The 16,637-nt window shown below is 41.3% G+C and carries 11 protein-coding genes and 1 tRNA gene; 7 read left to right on the forward strand and 5 right to left on the reverse strand.

What is annotated here, in order from left to right; translation table 11 throughout:
• Positions 1-26: 26 nt before the first annotated feature.
• Positions 27-590: a phosphoribosylglycinamide formyltransferase gene (gene purN, locus KDU71_RS20280; protein WP_212192947.1), complete on the reverse strand. Its 564-nt coding sequence runs from the start codon at positions 588-590 to the stop codon at positions 27-29.
• Between the two features lie 174 nt (positions 591-764).
• On the opposite strand from purN, the gene KDU71_RS20285 reads away from it, so the two are divergent.
• The 6 genes from KDU71_RS20285 (at position 765) to KDU71_RS20310 (ending at position 6,434) form a co-directional block, all read left to right on the forward strand.
• Positions 765-1,001 carry an acyl carrier protein gene (locus tag KDU71_RS20285; RefSeq protein ID WP_200466673.1) on the forward strand — a complete coding sequence of 79 codons (237 nt, stop codon included), beginning with the start codon at positions 765-767 and terminating at the stop codon, positions 999-1,001.
• Positions 1,002-1,029: 28 nt separating this feature from the next.
• Entirely contained in the window at positions 1,030-2,277 is a 1,248-nt protein-coding gene (gene fabF, locus KDU71_RS20290; protein ID WP_212192948.1) for a beta-ketoacyl-ACP synthase II, read from the forward strand.
• 6 nt (positions 2,278-2,283) lie between these two features.
• Positions 2,284-3,024 (forward strand): ribonuclease III, encoded by a 741-nt coding sequence (gene rnc / locus KDU71_RS20295; protein ID WP_212192949.1) that lies wholly within the window; start codon positions 2,284-2,286, stop codon positions 3,022-3,024.
• Between the two features lie 85 nt (positions 3,025-3,109).
• Positions 3,110-4,696 carry a sensor histidine kinase gene (locus KDU71_RS20300; protein WP_212192950.1) on the forward strand — a complete coding sequence of 529 codons (1,587 nt, stop codon included), beginning with the start codon at positions 3,110-3,112 and terminating at the stop codon, positions 4,694-4,696.
• Complete coding sequence (gene rprY / locus KDU71_RS20305; RefSeq protein WP_212192951.1) at positions 4,669-5,352, forward strand: response regulator transcription factor RprY; 684 nt, start codon at positions 4,669-4,671, stop codon at positions 5,350-5,352. Before KDU71_RS20300 ends, rprY begins: the two co-directional genes overlap by 28 nt.
• A gap of 95 nt (positions 5,353-5,447) precedes the next feature.
• Positions 5,448-6,434: a GSCFA domain-containing protein gene (locus KDU71_RS20310; protein ID WP_212192952.1), complete on the forward strand. Its 987-nt coding sequence runs from the start codon at positions 5,448-5,450 to the stop codon at positions 6,432-6,434.
• Between the two features lie 47 nt (positions 6,435-6,481).
• Here KDU71_RS20310 and gcvH read toward each other — a convergent pair whose 3' ends face one another.
• From gcvH to thiL, 4 genes are all read right to left on the reverse strand, one after another.
• Positions 6,482-6,859 (reverse strand): glycine cleavage system protein GcvH, encoded by a 378-nt coding sequence (gene gcvH, locus KDU71_RS20315; RefSeq protein WP_212192953.1) that lies wholly within the window; start codon positions 6,857-6,859, stop codon positions 6,482-6,484.
• A 236-nt stretch (positions 6,860-7,095) separates the two neighbouring features.
• Positions 7,096-14,460, reverse strand: coding sequence for a T9SS outer membrane translocon Sov/SprA (gene sov, locus KDU71_RS20320; protein ID WP_212192954.1), 7,365 nt, complete (start codon positions 14,458-14,460; stop codon positions 7,096-7,098).
• 22 nt (positions 14,461-14,482) lie between these two features.
• Complete coding sequence (gene ruvA, locus KDU71_RS20325; RefSeq protein ID WP_212192955.1) at positions 14,483-15,064, reverse strand: Holliday junction branch migration protein RuvA; 582 nt, start codon at positions 15,062-15,064, stop codon at positions 14,483-14,485.
• A gap of 73 nt (positions 15,065-15,137) precedes the next feature.
• Positions 15,138-16,187, reverse strand: coding sequence for a thiamine-phosphate kinase (gene thiL, locus KDU71_RS20330; protein ID WP_212192956.1), 1,050 nt, complete (start codon positions 16,185-16,187; stop codon positions 15,138-15,140).
• Between the two features lie 374 nt (positions 16,188-16,561).
• Between thiL and KDU71_RS20335 the strand changes: the two genes are divergently transcribed.
• A tRNA-Met gene (locus KDU71_RS20335) sits at positions 16,562-16,634 on the forward strand.
• Positions 16,635-16,637: the final 3 nt, after the last annotated feature.

Genomic DNA, 16,637 nt, shown 5'->3' on the forward strand with positions numbered 1-16,637 from the left:
TGAACGACTATCGGATATATTGCCCGTTAAAGCAGCAGCTTTTCAATGGTTTTAGGGAAATAATCGTATTCCAGTTGATGCACCTTTGAAGCCACTTCGTCAGATGTGTCGCCAGCTAAGACTTTACATTTGGCCTGACATATAATATTACCTTCATCGTATTTTTCATTGACATAGTGGATGGTAATACCCGATTCAGATTCGCCATTGGCCACTACCGCTTCATGAACACGCTGTCCATACATACCTTTGCCTCCATATTTTGGCAGAAGCGCCGGGTGAATATTGATAATTTTATCAGGAAAGGCATTTACATAGGCACCAGGTACCAGCCAAAGGAAGCCGGCGAGCACAATCAGATCGGGGTTAATGGCGCGTAAATCCTCTAAAACTAAGAGGTTTTGGGCGAATTCTTTTCGACCAAATACCATGTAAGGGACTCCCTGTTGCTTGCAACGTTCTATTACATAGGCGTTTGGATTGTTTGTGTAGACCTTGCTTATTTCGACCTTACCGTTTTCTTTAAAATATTTAACAATGTTTTCCACATTTGATCCGGAGCCGGATGCAAAGAGAACTATCTTTTTCATTTTCTTATGTTTGCGCGTTTAAAAAATAGCAAAAATCAGGGACAAAAATAGCCAAAAATGACCATGAAATGTTAATTTCTTTACACGAAGTTTGAATTATTATCCACAAATGTATTTCTTTGCAAAGTTGTTTAAGAACATTTTATTAGTATTAATTTAAAAAAACTTAGAGCTATGTCAGACGTTGCATCAAGAGTAAAAGCAATTATCGTAGACAAGTTGGGAGTTGACGAGACTGAAGTTACACCAGAAGCTAGCTTCACTAACGACTTAGGAGCTGACTCACTTGACACTGTAGAATTAATTATGGAATTCGAAAAAGAATTCAACATTGCTATTCCAGATGATCAGGCTGAGAATATCGGTACAGTAGGTGATGCTGTTGCTTACATCGAAGAAAACGCAAAGTAAGAAAGAGTAGGATACGTTAAAAGTAGTTATGGAGTTAAAAAGAGTAGTTGTTACGGGGCTGGGTGCCATTACCCCGCTGGGTAAGACTGTTGAAGAGACATGGACGAACCTGGTTAATGGAGTAAGTGGTGCTGCACCTATTACTCAATTTGACGCCTCTAAATTCAAAACGCAATTTGCGTGTGAGGTAAAGAACTATGATCCGAAAGAGTATTTTGATCGTAAAGAAGTGCGCAAGCTCGATCTTTACGCTCAATATGCTATGATTGCAGCCGATCAGGCCATTGCTGATGCAAAGCTTGATGCCGAAGGAATCGACACTAACGAGGTTGGTGTAATCTGGGGTGCTGGAATCGGCGGATTGAAGACTTTCCTTGATGAAGTGTCAGGATTTGCTAAAGGGGACGGAACACCACGTTTGAGTCCTTTCTTTATTCCGAAAATGATTGCTGATATTGCTCCGGGGCATATTTCTATGAAATATGGTTTCCGCGGACCAAACTTCGGTACTGTTTCGGCTTGTGCTTCATCAACCAACGCAATTGGCGATGCCTATAACTTAATTCGTTTAGGTAAAGCCAAAGCATTTGTAACCGGAGGTTCAGAAGCTGCTATTAATGAAGCCGGTGTTGGCGGATTTAATGCTATGCAAGCTTTGTCAACCCGTAATGATGATCCTAAAACTGCATCTCGTCCATTCGATAAGGAGCGTGATGGATTTGTGATGGGAGAAGGAGGTGCTTCTATTATTCTTGAAGAATATGAGCATGCCGTGGCCCGTGGTGCCAACATCTACTGTGAAATAGTAGGCGCAGGTATGACAGCCGACGCTCATCACTTAACAGCACCGCATCCAGAGGGATTGGGAGCAAAGAGGGTTATGGAAAATGCCTTAAAGGATAACAATATTGATCCAACTGAAGTAGATTATATCAATGTACATGGTACATCTACACCGTTAGGTGATATTGCTGAAACCAAAGCTATTAAAGAAGTGTTTGGTGAGCATGCCTTTAAATTGAACATCAGTTCAACAAAATCCATGACCGGACACTTGCTTGGAGCAGCCGGGGCTGTAGAGTCTATGGCTTGTATCCTTGCCATTAAGAACGGTATTGTACCGCCAACCATTAACCACTTTGTAGACGATCCGGAAATTGACAATGCGCTGAATTTTACATTTGATAAGGCGCAGGAACGTACTGTTAAAGTGGCTTTATCCAATACATTTGGATTCGGTGGTCACAATGCATCTGTGGTATTTAAAGCATTGTAAAAAGCTGTGATTAAACCGCTTTTGCACATTATAAAACTTTTCTCTCCAAGGAGGGAAAAGTTTTATAGTTTTATAAAGGATGCAACCGGCATAAAGCCTGATAATATTCAAATTTATCAACAGGCTTTTATCCATAAGTCCGCCATGAAAAAGGGGGAGGATAAGCGCTTTGTTAATAATGAACGCCTGGAGTTTTTAGGCGATGCAATGCTTGGAGCTATTGTTGCTGACCAATTATACAAGCATTTTCCTACAAAAAACGAGGGATTCCTTACCAAAACCCGCTCTCGTATCGTTAATCGTAATCGCCTGAATAAAATTGCACTTAAAATGGGATTAGGCAACTGGATTGATGCACAATCAAAAATTGATATTGCTCAAACCAGTATATTGGGTGATGCTTTAGAAGCATTGATAGGTGCAGTATATGTAGATAAGGGTTATAAGGATTGCGAAATATTTATTGTTGAGCGTATAATTGATCGCTATATCGATCTGAAAGCTATTGCCAAAAAGGATAGTAACTACAAGTCGCTACTTATTGAACTTGGACAAAAGCATAAACGTAGTGTGCATTTCATTACGGAAGAAAAGCATCTGACTGACGCTATAGCACCAACTTTTATTTCTCGGGCTGCTGTAGATGGTGAAGTGATTGGTCAGGGAGAAGGCTTTTCCAAAAAAGAAGCACAGCAAAATGCCGCTAAAATCGCCCTCAGAGTTTTACGGAATAAGGATGCAAATTAAGTGATTAGCATGCCATTAGAGAAAAGTGCTGTTAATTAATGTTAATTAGAGAGGATAATCCTTTTAGCCTGCTATTTTTGTTTCTATGAGTAAAAAATTCATTCTTGGGCTAACTATAATAATGGCCATAGCATTGGTTGGAATCACATACATTCAGGCCATGTGGATTTTAAATGCTTCAAAGATTGAAGAAGAGCAGTTTGATAAATCTGCCATGCAGGCGCTGGACCAGGTGGTTGTTCGCTTAGAGAAGGACGAAGACATGCGTTTCGCCCGTAGTCCACAGTTTTCATTTGATAATAGTAATGTACCAGCCAAGCTGCGTAGTGATAATAAATATTTTAAGGGGAAAGAAAAAATTGATAATGGTGTTGTTCAGGAAGATATCAGTATTCAGTTTAATTTAAATGCCTCTGGCGTATATAGTTTTTCTCAATATTTCCGAGACTCACTTGTTACCACTTTTAAAGGCAGGACCCAATACATTAGCAGCGAACGGTCGGATCCGTTTACGGGAGCCATGAGTGCCATTCAAAATGAGTGGCGGCGTCGTTACAATAAACAGCGTGAGGCACAGGAAAAAGCTTTACTGCAGGATGAACCAATTGAGAATCGTATTGATGTTTTTCGATTGGAACAATATATATTTCAGCATCTTGAGGAGAAAGGGATAGTAGTGCCGTTTGAGTTTGCTATCATAAATTCGAAAGGGCAAACAGTGCACCAAACCAAGAATTATGAAAAGCATAAGCCTTCTGATTTATATTCATCATTGCTATTCCCCAATGACTATCACAAACAAGCTAATTATCTGAAGTTACATTTTCCAGAGAAGCCAAATCCAATTCTGGAATCTATGGGCTTAGTGGTACCTTCGGCCGCATTCACACTGATTGTGATTTTACTGTCTATTGTTACGATTATTATTATTGTCAGGCAAAAGCGATTGGATCAGATAAAGAATGATTTTATCAATAACATGACCCATGAATTTAAGACCCCTATTTCAACCATATCGCTGGCATCGCAGATGTTAAAAGATGGTTCTGTGGCCAAAACACCCAAGACCTTACAGCACATTTCCGGGGTGATTCAGGATGAAAGTAAACGATTAAGTTTTCAGGTGGAGAAGGTGCTGCAGATGGCTATCTTTGAGAAAGGCAAGTCGGGGCTTAAGCTTAAGCGATTGGATGTAAACGATTTGATACATCATGTAACCAATAACTTCCGTATTAAGGTTGAGAATCAGCAAGGTAAAATATTTGAACGACTGGAAGCAAAAAACAGCATTATTACCGTAGATGAGGTGCATTTTACAAATGTTATTTATAACTTGCTCGACAATGCCGTTAAATACAGGAAAGGGGCTCCTGTGCTTTATGTAAAAACATGGAACAAAAACAATGGAATCGTTATTTCTGTTAAAGATAATGGCATGGGGATATCAAAGGATAACCTCAAACGAATATTTGAAAAATTTTATCGCGTTCCAACGGGCAATGTGCATAATGTAAAAGGCTTCGGATTAGGCCTTGCATATGTAAAAAAAATCATTGATGACCATGGTGGTCAGATTTCCGTTGAGAGCGAAATAGAAGTTGGCACAAAATTTGACATTTTCCTACCTCTAAAAAACACAAAAGAATGGAAAAAGAATATAAAATCCTCCTAACCGAAGATGATGAGAATCTAGGTATGTTGCTTCGTGAATATTTAGAAGCAAAAGGTTTGAAGACTGATTTATTACCTGATGGCGAAGAAGGCTATAAAGCGTTTATGGCTAACAAATACGATATCTGTATTCTGGATGTTATGATGCCTAAAAAAGATGGGTTTTCATTGGCTAAAGATATCAGAATGGTAAACACTGAAGTGCCAATTATCTTCCTGACAGCTAAATCATTAAAGGAAGATATCTTTCAGGGTTTTAAGATAGGGGCAGATGATTATCTGACCAAGCCTTTCAGTATGGAAGAATTATTGTTCCGTATTGAAGCTATTTTACGCCGTACTAAGGGGGGGAATACAGCACAAGAGTTCTATCAACTTGGAAAATATAAGTTTGATACTCAGAAGCAGCAGCTAATTGAAGGTGAAAATACCATTAAACTGACTACAAAAGAGTCAGAGTTACTGAAGCTGTTATGTACAAATGCGAATAAAGTATTAGAGCGTAATTTTGCTTTGAAAACCATTTGGGTAGATGATAACTACTTCAATGCGCGTAGTATGGACGTTTACATCACGAAGCTAAGAAAGCATCTTAAAGATGAGCCAAGTGTTGAAATCATTAATGTGCATGGTAAGGGCTATAAGCTTGTAATGTAGCAGATACACATTTCGATAAGATATGACACCGTCTGGCCATTGGTCAGGCGGTTTTTTTGTCAGATTTAGTAACTTGGCAATGCAATTGTTAAATTATGGATAAGTTCAGAACAGAAATTACGGTTGATAAGGCAGATGAGTTAATCGGCTACGATTCCAGGTTATTGTTTATGGGTAGCTGTTTTGCTTCTAATATCGGTAGTTACTTTTCGGGCAATTGCCTGAATGCCTTGGTTAATCCATTTGGAGTATTGTACAACCCGTTTTCGATTGCCACATCCTTAGAACGTATGATCAACCATCAATCGTTTAACGACGAGGATATACTGTTACATAACGGAACGCATCATACCTTCTATCATCATAGCCAGTTTAACCATGTTGATAAGAATAAATTTCTCGATGCGATTAATACCTCATTAATGACCAGTACGGCTTTTCTGGAGCAGGCAGATGTCTTAGTTATCACCTTTGGTACATCGTGGGTGTATCAATACCATGCGCTTGGTATGGTGGTATCGAACTGCCACAAATATCCGGCTCGTGATTTTACCCGTTATCGTTTATCGGTAGCCGACATTGTGAGCCGTTACCATGAGCTATTAACCACCATTCGTGAGTGCAACCCTAACTTGCGGGTGATTTTTACCGTTAGTCCTGTCCGGCACTGGAAAGATGGGGCACATGGCAATCAGCTAAGTAAAGCCACATTGCTATTGGCTATTGAGCAGCTCATACAGGAGTGTTATTTTGCTACTTATTTTCCATCTTATGAATTATTGCTGGACGATTTACGCGATTATCGTTTCTTCGCCGATGATATGCTGCACCCTTCTGATAAGGCAGTTGAATATATCCGGGAGAAATTTATTGAATCGCAGTTTGACGCTGATGCAAAAAGTGTGTTAGCTCAATTGTCAAAGCTTATTCAGGCCGCTAAACATCGACCGTTTAATCAAAGCTCTGAAGCTCATCAAACTTTTGTAAGAAATCATATTAAAAAGGCGGAAGAATTTCAGACTAAATATCCGGCTTTGGAACTTTCACGAATAAAGGAGAGCTTCAAAGAACAAATGATATAAAAAAAAGCGACCTCTTGGCCGCTTTTTTGTTCGTATAAAGGTTGTGATTAACCAATAACTTCTTTGTATTGCTCAGCTGTAAGTAAGTCATCTAATTCAGCAGTGTCGGCAATTTTTACTTTAATCATCCAACCGCCGCCAAAAGGCTCTTTGTTAACAAGGTCTGGCTGGTCTTCCAACTCTGGGTTAACCTCTATTACTTTACCAGTAATTGGCATGTACAGGTCAGAAACAGTTTTTACAGCTTCGATAGTACCAAATACTTCTTCTTTATCCAGTTCTTCGTCTTCAGTTTCTATTTCAACAAAAACGATATCGCCCAACTCTCCTTGAGCAAATTCTGTAATACCAATGGTTGCTGTATCACCATCAATTAGAACCCATTCGTGGTCCTTTGTATACTTTAGATTTTCAGGTACATTCATGATTGAACGATTTATTTTATTTACGATGATTCAAATGTAAAGAATTTATTAAAATAATTCTATGACTTGCAGGCAAGGGCATTTTCAATCTTGCGGCTTTTTAGGTTGTAAGATGCATTGTATCAACTATTAACAAAACTTACTACTAGCCAAACCCTAATAAAAATCATAAATAAAAGTGTGAACAAAAACGCAATTCAACTGATGGAGCTTTTGGGATTGTTAATTATCCAACTTTATTGTGCCAATGAGAAGCGAAAACTCACACCAAAATTAGAGTTAGTTATCGGGTAAGATAACGATACATACGGTGTATTAACTTTAGTGTCGTAAAACAGCTGCATATTAAAGCGCTCGCTTAAGGCATAATCAGCCGTGAACTTTACACTTGTAATTTTCAAACCCGCTGTCAGCTGATTGTAATCCTCCTGAATTTTCCTGATAAAGCTGATGTTATCCTGAATGGAAAAGTCGGCGCGGATATTTAAATCGTTACTGATTGACTTCTGGCTGCTCCCTTTTCCGAAGATGAGGTTCATTTTATCAAAACGGTAACCTAAACCGATCACCAGCTCATCATTATAGTTTTCTATCACCTGGTTGTTACCCATACTTAAACTTAGTGTGCGGGCTTTTTTAATTTCTGCTCTGGTAGTAATTGAATTGGTCCAGGTCACATTTACGCCAATCAGTGGACTAAACTGCTCGGTAATAGTGATGGCATTTACATCGTATTCGGTAATAATTCCATCGGCCTCAGGCGGCGTACGTGAGATATAGGCTCCCATATTGTAGGTTGAACGATAAGCATGTGTCAAATCGAATGACTTAATAACCTTTTGGAAAGCCTTTATTCGTGACAATCCGTCATATGTAACACGCCAGTTTGGTTGTATTCTTGATAGGGATGGAAACTGTTCGGTAAAAATGGAATTGGCACTCTTACCCGAATATGCTGCCAGAAACGCCGGAATTAATACCTCCTGGTCGTTTAAATCTGTTGTTCCAAGCCGGTTGGCAATAATCTGCCTGTTACTTTTAAACTCATCGAAGGTAGAAGAAGTTAAGGCTCCCGTTCTTTCAGGTTTGTCAAAGGCTGTTTTAAAAGCATTAAAACTCATTGAGAAACGACCATTGGCAGTGCGCCCGGTTGCTGTTGAGCTGCCCCCAAAATAGTATTCGTTAATATTTCGTTCATAGCTTCTGTCGGCATTTAAGTCAACTCGCAGTCCGCGTATGGGTTCCAGTGTAAACTTAATTGAGAAATCTTCACCATGTGTCATCACATAAGGATTCACCATGGTTGTGTCATCTGTTAACCAGCCATTATTGGCGGCATCGATAGCGAAATTTCTATCTTGCCACCCTAATATAAATGGTACACCCGGTGCAGTAAAACCAGTTGATGTACCCATAAAACCAGCAGCAGGCGTATAACCCGGCAGAATAGTTCCGTTCTGTTCCGAATAAGAAACACTCATGTTTTTAATCGACGTCATTAACAAGGCAGTGTAGTCCACTACCTTTTGCATTGGCGAATTGTTTTCGGTTACTGTACCGGTTACCATCACACGCGCGTTTTCAACGGATTTCTCGGGTACAAACTCCACTTTATTCTTCCCGAGTGTATTCACCTGCCCGCGCACAGGTTTGCCAGTGGCGTCAAATACTCTTACTGAGGTTTCGGTTGTTTTTAGTTTGTGATTGATGGTGATGGCGGCATCCTTATCCAGTTTTACGTTGGTTTGGTTATACCTAACGGTGCGTTTACCATCATTATTACTGGTTGTTCTTCTTCTCGATGAACGGTATTTCTTATCCAGTTCATTTAGGTATGATACCTTCTTGTACAAAGTGGTCATGTTTAACTGACCGTTGGCCTGTACTACATTTGAGTTACGAATCGTATTTCCCCAATCAGGCGAATCGCTCTCATTTTCAAACAAAGGTTGGGCTTCCCACTGATACATACCACGGTACTGCAGTGTGGCAGAGGTGAAATCCAGCATCGGTATTTTATTGATTGGTAGCGTATAGCTTACATCAAAATTATGCTGATAGGTAGTTGTTCGGCCCATGCTTTTAATGTTGCGCCACACTTCATCGCGCCATTCGTAGTAAGCATCGCGGTCGTAATCTTTATTAACAGCTCCTTCCGGTTCATCAATTCGCGCATTGGTAATAGCCCTGAAGTTCAGTTTTAACGATTTGGTGAGGTTGTAGCGCATGTCAAAGTGACGATTCCAGTCAAAATCCTTCGATACGGTTAAGGCCGGACTTATTGGTGAACCGGTATTGTTGCGCAGTTGTATTTCGCGGTACTGCCGGTCAAATTCCCAACTGTACGATATTTGATTGGGCAGATAATAAAAATTGAAATCACGAACCAATGCCAGTGCATTGCTATTAAAGCTCTTCTTAAACGGTTCCACTGCTTTTGGGCGGGCATTGTAATTATAGGCTAAGATGCCCCGGTAATTTTTATCCGTTGAATGATCAGTTTCTACATCGTGCCTGGTCGTTTCGTTGTACGAATACGTAGCCGATATATTTGAAGGACTATAAAAGTGTACTTTTTCTTTCTTAGGAAGTAATTTGACATTGGTGAAATTGACACTCTTCCGTTTAATCACATTCTGTGACATATCCTTAATGGAGTCTCTGGCTGCTTCATTTTCGGCATTGTCAAGTGCCACATCTAATGGAATATCCGGGTCGAGTGGGTAATACTTAGGACTGGCCACTGATTTTGAGTAACCAAAATAGAATGGCACACTAAGCGCTGATTCAGGCCCAAGCAGTTTGCCAAGTTCCAGGTTGGTGGCAATGTCATACTGGAAGAAATCTTCCTGGCTGCGCTCCTGGACATTTTGGTCGATACTACCCCAGCCAACGGTGCTTTTCTTACCAGCTACCGATACATTACCCAGGTCGGCCAGTTTAACGGTCATACGGGCATTGGCTGCCCATCCTCCTTCTTCATTAAAGTCGGTCAGGCGCAATTCATTCATCCATACTTCAACCGATTTGCTTGTTGAGCCTCGGGTTCGCACACCCATGGTAATTGTTCGGATGTTACTCAGGTTCGGATTACCTCTCACTGACACAAAGTTGGTTGGCGTTTCAGGATCGGGCATAATATACACCTGATTAAATGTTATGTCGGAGCCTTCCTGTCGTTTCTCATCGTTACGGCGCAGCTTAACTGTCTGAAACAGCTCAAGGGGTATATTCATTTCATTTTCCTCGGGCCATACCTTATATCGGTCATCAATATTATTATTGTTATATCTGTCTTTAGGCGTCAATTTTAAAGGTATTTCATATTCATAGTAGTTATCGTTGTAATCACTACCCACCCTGATGAATGCCATCATCTCATTATCCAACAAGCCTCTGTCATCCACATCTTCGGCGTGAATAAACATTTTCATACGCTTATATTGACGGATATCGATACTCACGTTCTTGTATACGGCTCGGGCATCACCACCAGCCAAATCCAGTACCTTCAGTAGTAATGATTGCTCATTCAATTCACGGAGTTGCGGGTTAGCCGGGTCAATAACACGATCGATGCCCGGAGGAAGCACATAGTTAACAGGCGTCTTCTCCGAGCTTTCCTCAATATTTACTACGGATACTTCAAATTTCGTATCTGCATTGCCAGCACCGTTTTCGTAGAGTGATTCGGTGAACTTACGCCAGTCGGCCTTTATAAGGTCGAGCGTTGCCATACGCAGGATGGTGGTGTCACTAAAACCTTTCATAAACATACGCATGAAGCGGATGCTTCTTAAATCGCTGATGGAGCCAATGGTAGCTGTTGGGTTTTGTATCGGTATGCGAAACTGGTACCAATTGGCTCGCACACCATTTTTATCTTCAACTGTACTTTCTCGTTTATCCACAATGTAGGGGTTCGCCTCAATACTCATGGTGTTTTTAGAGATAGGTATCTCGTATTGAAAATAGCTCTCGTTTTCACTAAGAGTATTATCGTTGTTAATGTCTTCCATGTCGGGCAGTGCTTTGGCTGCTCGTTTAGTGCCATCACCTTCAAACTCTGAAGGCAGGGAGTTACCCTCCGGGTTGTTGAATAGCTTATAGCGATCCAGGATGCTCGTCTCATTTTCGTCGTGCTTACCACCCAGAAAGTAGAGGTAATCATCTGATGCCGGGTCGGCCAAAAGTGCCTGGCGGGCTGCTTCGTCCAAATCACCTCCCATGCTTTCTATAACATTCAGAAAGGCATAGGGTTGTTTCCGATAGAAATAGCGTTCTTTGGCAGAGTTCATGCCATTTAAGCCCACATCCTGTGCCAAGCGCGTAGCCGGGTCGTTACTAAAGGCGTTAACCAGGTTCTGCTTACGTGGTACATATCCCCAGTTGGTAGAATCCACATCAAAAGGTTCACCAGGGCCAGGTAAGCCATTCTCAAAAGATTTACGTGTATCTCTTAAGATATCTTCCGAAATATTACCCAGGTTAAAATAGATTTTTCCGTCATTTTTTTGAATCCCGTCGTTGTATACATACGGGTCCATCATCCAGAATTCGATGTATTCGATGTTGGCGGCTTCAAAGTCTGGAACGTTAACCTGACGCATCATACCTCCCCATCGTTCCTCCGGATTTTTAAGCGAACCATCGCGATTGATACCATGACCATAATTATCAGTGGCTGCACCGCTTGTTCCGGCGTCAAAGTTATACGGACCACGTTCGCGCGGGTAGAAGGCAATGTTCAGTACGGGCAGGTTGGTGGGTTGGCCATATGGCGCTTCGCGGTTGGGGAAAATCTCCTGCTCATATACTTCTCTTACAAAGTGGTTTTTCTTTTGCTCTTCATCTGCTTTAATATGCCCCGGTGTTTGCGTACTCTTTCGTAAAAAAAGTGGATCGATGGTATACCAGGCAAGACGTGCCCGGTTAATGCCTGAATAAAGATTATCGATCAATCCGGCTTCTTTAAAAAGCTCCTCTTGTCCCTGTGGCGTACTGGCCAGTTGCCAGGCCAGCCAGTTACGCATGTCGTAGGGGATACGTGTGCCTTCAAAATCATCAATGTACGATGTACCTGATTCATCGATGACTTTAGGGTGTCCGGGTATCAGCTGAGCAAATTCCCCTTCAAAGGTGACACTCGACATCTCTTTGGTTTCCACCAGCGGTAGCTTATCAATGATTTCGGTAATACCCATCGACTCGGTGTAGAAAGAGGTATTTAAACCCCAGATGGTGTTAGCAATTGGCTCGTCGCCAATATTTACCTTTTGTGTTAAGGGCCGTTCGCGTAGGTGCATAATGGTACCACCTACATTAAAGTTTTCGTTGAACTGATAATCGAGGTGAGTCCCCATCAGTGTTTTGGTTTGCAGAGCAAACAGTGATTGGTTTTCGAGTGATACCTGAATAGGTGTGCCCGAGGACAGGATACCCTGATTGATGATGCGCACCCGACCCAATGTGTAATCAACCGTATAGTCCTGGTTTTCGACCAAACGAATACCACCTGCAGTAACTATTACCGAACCTTGAGGGATATTCATCGCGTTAAGCGAAATTTCGGAACCGGAACTGGATTTATAGCGGCCTTTTAGCTTGTACTTGTTGCGCGAGGCATCCTGCTCAGCCAGAATCTGTGTGCTATCGTAAAGTGATTGGAAAACATACTTCTTCACCAAATCTTTGTCGGCCAGTGCTCCGCCCAGCTGCTTTTTCATATTGCTTCCGAACGGCTCCAGCACCGGGAAGATGATGCGTCCGTTATCAGGTTTGATGGTGATGTTATCAACGTAGTCAAATATACCATCGGGTTGAAAATCATTATTGGAGTTGAGGTTATCCAGATTCATCAAGCGAATGAATAACTGCCCCATTACATTTTCAGGCCCTTCGGGCAGGTAATTAATGTCGCCGCCGGTACTGTCATTGGTGTAGGTGACATTCATGATAAAATCCTCACGATTAATCTGGTAGGCATTAATCGAGTAGATGTTTTTCATCATCAGGTCCCAAGTTGGGTTTTTCTTATTAATGCCCTTTATGATGCCTGGAGACAGGTTGGTGGGCTTTAGCAGCTTAAGAAATAATGTTTGCTCTGCTTCGTTTTGAGTATTCGAAAATTCACCAACCATAAAGGTTTGGCCGTTGTAGGTATATTCGTAAGCTATACACAGTACTTCATCGGCATTGAGCGAGGTGTTTAAAGAGATATAACCCAATTTGGGATGCACTGAATACTCAGTGTCGGATAGTTTGCGGGCATTCTCCAGCTTCTCGTAGTCAATGGCGTTGTAGAAATAATTGTTTTCGAGCGGTGCAAGTGTGGCAGTTACCTTGTTAATGTCGCGCACAGAGTTATATGTCGAATTCATTTGAGCATACAGGTTGTTTGCTTCATTACGAGGCGAAACATTAAGCTGCCCGCCCCACAGGCTTGTGTTGTGGGTGTGCTGGCGGTTTTCTCCTAAATCGACAAATCCCACAATATTACGAGATTCCTTTACATCGCTACGATTATTAGTGACCCATACTTCAACGCGGGTAACGTTAATGGGACTGTTGATAAGTGGGAGGCGCTCCAGTGCTTTATCGTAATTATCTCTGAAATACTTACTCAAAAAGAAGTGACGGTTACGATCGTATCTATCGGCATGTATTTCAAACTCCTGAGTTTGTGCGCCACCTTCGATGCTCATTACAGATGTTTCGCCTTTTTGCTGCGAGAAGATACTTGTTACGGTAAGCTTACCAAATTGCATTTCAGTCTTTACCCCAAACAGGCTTTGACTACCCGTAATTAGTGTTCCGGGTAGTGGCAGTGTTACGTTACCGGCTTCTACTTTTTTCAGAATATCATCCTCACCTCCTTCGTATTCTAGGTTAATCTGGTTTTCAAAATCGAAAGTAGCTTCTGTATTGTAGTTAACGCCCAATTTCAGTTTTTCACCAATACTTCCACTCAGGTTCATTTGTATTTTCTCCTGAAAATCGAAGGTGGTGGTTTTTCGTAAGCGCTCCTGTAGTGTCGGGTTATCTATTTTGGTATGCTGAATGCCCACTTTAAGTTCGGCCATGCCCTGCAGGCGCACATTAATGGCATTACTGCCAAATATCCCTTCAAATGCTTCGCCACCAACATTCTTCCACATCTGGTTGAAAACTGAGTTGTCGCCATACTGGTTGGCCTCTTCCTGCTGTTTCTGTCGCCAGTAGGAGATAACTGATTTACGGGTGTTGTAGTCGAGGTAATCATCAAGTGGCATGGAGTAGGGCAGTCTCACATCCATGTTGCCTACTTTACGGTATAGGGTAACATTGCCTGTTTTATAGTCATACTCGGCCCGGTAATCCATGTTTGAAGGATCGCTGAGGTTGAGGCCGCCTTGCTCTTCTTCTTCCAGCAACGGATTACCACTGTTATCGTTAATCTGGTACTTAAGATCAACCGGTTCTGTTACTTTAAGTGAGTCGGGTTGCTGGAAGTATATTTCCTTATAATTACTGGTTGTACCATGCGAAGATGAAGTACTACCAACGGCAAACGTGATGGTTAATACAATAAAGGCAATCGTATATTGTAGCGTTTTTCTCAAAGATTCAATGTAATGTGAATAATTACATAATTTTAAGGGCTTGCTTAATCAAGTCTTCCACCTTTAAGTCGGGTGATTGAGCCAAAAGCTTGTCAAGAGCTTTTTGGGCGCTTGCTTTGGCAAAGCCTAGCATTACTAATGCAGATAACGCTTCTTCGCGGATAGTATTGTCTTGTGTTGCGAAAATTTTCTGATCGACTGGCTCTTTACTTAATTTATCTTTCAGATCGACAATTACTCGTTGGGCTGTTTTTGCTCCAATACCTTTTACTCCTTTAATGACATTTACATTACCGGTAAGTATAGCACCACTCAACTCTTCTGGAGAAAGCGATGAAAGCATCATGCGGGCGGTGTTAGCTCCAATGCCAGAGACCGAAATGAGGTGACGGAACAAATCACGTTCCGATGGATCGGCAAAGCCATATAAGGCAAAGGCATCCTCGCGTATGTTCTCGTGAATAAATAGCTGGGCTTCCTTTTTGCCATCGAGGCGCGAAAAAGTATTAAGTGAGATGTGCAATAAATAGCCTATGCCATTAACATCAATAATAACATGGGCAGGACTAGATTCGGCAATTTTGCCACTGATATACTCGTACATTATGAATTAGGTTATGCTGTAAAGATATAAATGAAATAGCTGATGCAAAAACTTTTCACATCAGCTATTTTATTTACTGTTTATTTTTTAGTGGATTCCAGCCCTGAGCCTGTAATTCCACTTCCTGATCGGCATTGGTAACCAAGTAGCTCCCTTTGCTTTCTTCGGTAATATGTCCTATGATGTAAATATTCACATCGCCTGCATCTTTAAATTTCTCATAATCGCTCTGGCTGATTGTAAAGAGTAGCTCATAGTCTTCGCCGCCATTCAGTGCCGTCACCAGCGGGTTAATGCCCATTTCTTCGGCCAGCATAGCTGTTGTGGGGTCGATAGGAATCTTGTTTTCATATACCCGACAGCCTGTTTTTGACTGAGAACATATATGTATCAGTTCGCTTGATAAGCCATCTGAAATATCTATCATAGCTGTTGGTACTACCTCCAGTTTCTGCAGTAGTTCTGTTACTTCTTTACGTGCTTCTGGTTTAAGCTGGCGACCCAAAATATAATCGTATCCGCTCAAATCGGGTTGAACACCTGGGTTATCTGAATATACTCTCTTTTCACGCTCCAATAGTTGCAAACCCATATATGCACCACCTAAATCACCTGAAACGCAAATGAGATCATTGGGTTTAGCTCCATTGCGGTAGGTTAATTTGCTGGCATCAGCCTCTCCCATGGCGGTGACGCTTATGGTAAGACCGGTTAATGAAGAGCTGGTGTCGCCACCAACCAAATCAACATTATAATAGTCACAAGCTGCATAAATGCCCTCGTAAAGTTCGTCCAATGCTTCAACCGACATCTTTGAGCTTAAGCCAAGTGACACGGTAATTTGCTTCGGGGTTGCATTCATGGCATAAACATCACTAACGTTAACCACTACCGCTTTATAGCCAAGGTGCTTAAGTGGGGTGTAGGTTAAGTCAAAATGAATGCCTTCTAATAAAAGGTCTGTTGTAACAACTGTTTTCTTATCGCTAAAATCTAACACAGCCGCATCGTCGCCAACGCCCTTAATGGTTGCAGGGTGCTTTAATTTAATATTATCTGTCAGATGGTGTATTAATCCAAACTCTCCTAATTGTCCTAACTCCGTTTTTTTAACCTCGCTCATAGATGCTATTTTATATAAGGGGCAAAATTAAGAATTGATTGGATGTGCCACAAAGGTTTTAAATCTATTTTATTACACCTTTTAATTCTTTTTGACTTTTTAGGCTATTAGTTGACTTGCGAATGGCATAGTGCTTGCTTTATTACTTTTGATTTTTTCATAGATTTGGGTTTAGGTTATTGATGAAGCGTTTCTGTAATTCTGCAGAAACGCTTTTTTTTATCTATGGTTGTGTTCTGCCAGCCTGTGTTTTAGGAAGGTTTTAAGGTTTGGAGTCGCGTTTTTATAATTAAAAAAGTTTGCATGCTAATATTTAATAGTCTATATTTGCATCCGCATTTGGGACAGATAACAAGCGTGTTATTAAGATATATTGCGGGGTGGAGCAGTTGGTAGCTCGTTGGGCTCATAACCCAAAGGTCGTCCGTTCGAGTCGGGCCCCCGCTACTA

This window comes from Carboxylicivirga sediminis (assembly GCF_018156225.1).
GTDB lineage: Bacteria > Bacteroidota > Bacteroidia > Bacteroidales > Marinilabiliaceae > Carboxylicivirga > Carboxylicivirga sediminis.

Bases quoted from the DNA above. Each gene is read 5' to 3' on its own strand.
- purN (WP_212192947.1), bottom strand. From the start codon at position 590: ATGAAAAAGATAGTTCTCTTTGCATCCGGCTCCGGATCAAATGTGGAA.
- KDU71_RS20285 (WP_200466673.1), top strand. From the start codon at position 765: ATGTCAGACGTTGCATCAAGAGTAAAAGCAATTATCGTAGACAAGTTG.
- fabF (WP_212192948.1), top strand. From the start codon at position 1,030: ATGGAGTTAAAAAGAGTAGTTGTTACGGGGCTGGGTGCCATTACCCCG.
- KDU71_RS20300 (WP_212192950.1), top strand. From the start codon at position 3,110: ATGAGTAAAAAATTCATTCTTGGGCTAACTATAATAATGGCCATAGCA.
- rprY (WP_212192951.1), top strand. From the start codon at position 4,669: ATGGAAAAAGAATATAAAATCCTCCTAACCGAAGATGATGAGAATCTA.
- KDU71_RS20310 (WP_212192952.1), top strand. From the start codon at position 5,448: ATGGATAAGTTCAGAACAGAAATTACGGTTGATAAGGCAGATGAGTTA.
- gcvH (WP_212192953.1), bottom strand. From the start codon at position 6,859: ATGAATGTACCTGAAAATCTAAAGTATACAAAGGACCACGAATGGGTT.
- ruvA (WP_212192955.1), bottom strand. From the start codon at position 15,064: ATGTACGAGTATATCAGTGGCAAAATTGCCGAATCTAGTCCTGCCCAT.
- thiL (WP_212192956.1), bottom strand. From the start codon at position 16,187: ATGAGCGAGGTTAAAAAAACGGAGTTAGGACAATTAGGAGAGTTTGGA.